The organism is Nocardia sp. CC201C, assembly GCF_030010695.1.
Taxonomy (GTDB): domain Bacteria; phylum Actinomycetota; class Actinomycetes; order Mycobacteriales; family Mycobacteriaceae; genus Nocardia; species Nocardia otitidiscaviarum.
Genome location: NZ_JASCXP010000658.1, coordinates 1 through 2,331, shown reverse-complemented (window position 1 = coordinate 2,331; position 2,331 = coordinate 1). Strand labels below are relative to the sequence as shown.

Annotated in this window: 1 protein-coding gene and 1 pseudogene; one reads left to right on the top strand and one right to left on the bottom strand. The window is 71.6% G+C overall.

Annotated features, from left to right (window positions below; translation table 11 throughout):
• Nucleotides 1–935 (bottom strand): SpoIID/LytB domain-containing protein (locus QK444_RS35590; RefSeq protein WP_282786422.1); only part of this gene is annotated, 935 nt, incomplete at its 3' end.
• A 193-nt stretch (nt 936–1,128) separates the two neighbouring features.
• Here QK444_RS35590 and QK444_RS35585 point away from each other — a divergent pair.
• Nucleotides 1,129–2,331 (top strand): annotated as a pseudogene (locus QK444_RS35585) (hypothetical protein); the annotation flags it as partial.

Below are 2,331 nucleotides of genomic sequence, written 5' to 3'. Positions count from 1 at the left end.
ACCGCGTCCACGAGGTCGGGGCCGATCCCCTCGCCGTCCGGTCCATCCGGCGGCGGCACCTCCGCGGGCAGCGGGGCCGGGGCCAGTTCGGCCGGGGTCGGGCCCACCTCGAGGGTGCGGATGTCGATGGCGGAGCCGCCGTCGGGCGCGGCGGAGTATTCGCTGCGCAGAATGCGTCCGTCGCGCAGCAGCACCTGACCGGTGGACGTGCGCACGGCGGCGGAGGTGCGCGCGTCCTCCTTCTCGGTGCCCGGATACATCTGACAGTCGGTGGTGTCGCAGGTCTGCGCGTACGGGTAGCGCTGTTCGGCCAGCGCGTAGGACCGGGCCGCGACGGCCTGAGCGCGCAGGGCCTCCGCGCCGCCGTGATCGGCCCAGGCGGGCACCATCTCGGCGGGCACCACGCCCATCAGATAGTCGTCCACGTCGACGTCGTTGACGGTGCGGGCGGCCGCGCCGTCGAGGGCGACGCCGAGCGCGCCGCGGTAGGCGCTGCCGCCGCAGAGGGTGAGGTGTTCGGCGGCGGGCCGGTCGGGGCCGGCTTCGACCGGGTAGACCCACGGGTCGTCGGTGCTGCCCGTCCACAGCACGTCACCGTCGCAGCCGCTGGTGATGACCACATCGGCGCCGGTCGGCGTGGCGGTGAGATGGGCGGCCTGGCCGGGGATGACGCGGCGGCCCGCCACGAAGAAGCCGGAGTCGGACCAGACGTCGAGGGTGCTGTCGTCCTGGGCCATGAGGCGGACGCGGACATTGGTCGGGCCGATGGCGCCCAGTTCGGCGCCCGGATAGTAGTGCGCCAGAATGCGTTCCGCGGTCCAGCCGTCCCGGGCCTGGTTGTAGGCGCCGTGCTGACTGAGGCCGCGGCCGTGGCCGTAGGGTCCGGCGGCGACCTGGTTGCGCACCTCGCCGTCGGGCCAGGCCCAGAGCACCACGGCGGTGCCCCCGGCCAGCGCCGCGGCCACCACGCACAGACTGACCGTCTTCCGTCGTCTACGTCGCTGTAGCAAGTACCCGTTCGGCATGTCATACCCGTTCTTCCGTGATTCCGGGGCTACATTCGAGCTACCGCTTGGTAATCCTCCACTGAAGGTTTAGGGTCTGTTACAGATGGGACTAGTGTGATCGTTGATTCGTCAGGAATCAACCCCGACACCGGGTGACGATCAACGGTTCTACCTGGAATGGGAGATGCTCGTGCCGTACCGCAAGCCGAAACGCTCATATGTCCTCCCGGTCGTCACCATCTTGGCGGTCACCGCGCCGATCGGTGCTCTCGCACTCAGCGATGCCCCGGCATACCGCGATACCGAGGAGCGCAACCTGGCGGCAATACCGGCGAGCGTGGCCGAACTCGCCCTGGCCGCCGCACCCGACGTGGTGCTGCCGCTCCGAGACATCACCGGCCTACCCCTACCGGACCTACGACTATCCGACCTGAGGATGCTGCCGCTACCGGCATCCATCCGGATTCCCGAGAACCTCCCGCTACCACCCGGGGTCGAACTACCCAGCGAGATCCCGCTACCCCGACTCGATCAGCCCGCCCGCACCCCCGTCGGCCCCTTCACCGCCGCACCCGGATTCATCGCCGACCCCGGCGCGGCCGACTCCCAGATCACCCCCGATTCCCAAGCCCCTTCCGCGCCGGACAGCGAATTCCACACCGCACCAGGCGAATCCGGAACGGTTCAGGCCCCCGCTCCCGCGGCTCCCGAAGGTCCCGCGGTACCCGGCGCGAATGCGCCCGAAGCGCCCGCCGCCGACGTTCCCGCGGCACAGCAGCCGCACCTCGACCCCGAGACCGGCGAGGAAACCCACGCTCCCGCCCAGCCCGCCGCCCCCGTCATCGGCGGCGACCCCGACCGTCCCGCGCTGGCCCCCGGCGTGGTGCCCAGCGACCTCGTCGACCAGGTCGGCGCACAGGTCAAGGAGATCACCCGCGACACATCGTTCAGCATGGTGGCGCTCACCGCCAAGGAGCTGGTGGGCACGACGACCATGATCCGCGCCAAGGCCCCGGACGGCACCTGGGGGCCCTGGTACGAGGCCGAACCGGTGGACACCACCTCCGCCGACGGCGTCACCGACGCCCGCACCGGCACCGAGCCGATCTACGTCGGCGATACCAAGTCCGTACAGATCCTGGTGACCCGCAAGCCCGCGTCCACGACCTCCGCCGGGGCCATCGGCACCGACCCGGCGCAGCCCATCGACCCGGCACAGCCGCCCGGCGATCCGGCACAGTCGCCCGGCGATCCGGCCGTCGTGCCGCGCACCGACGCGGCGGCGGGCGCTCCCGCGCCGATGGGGCGGGGGGCGCTGTGGGGC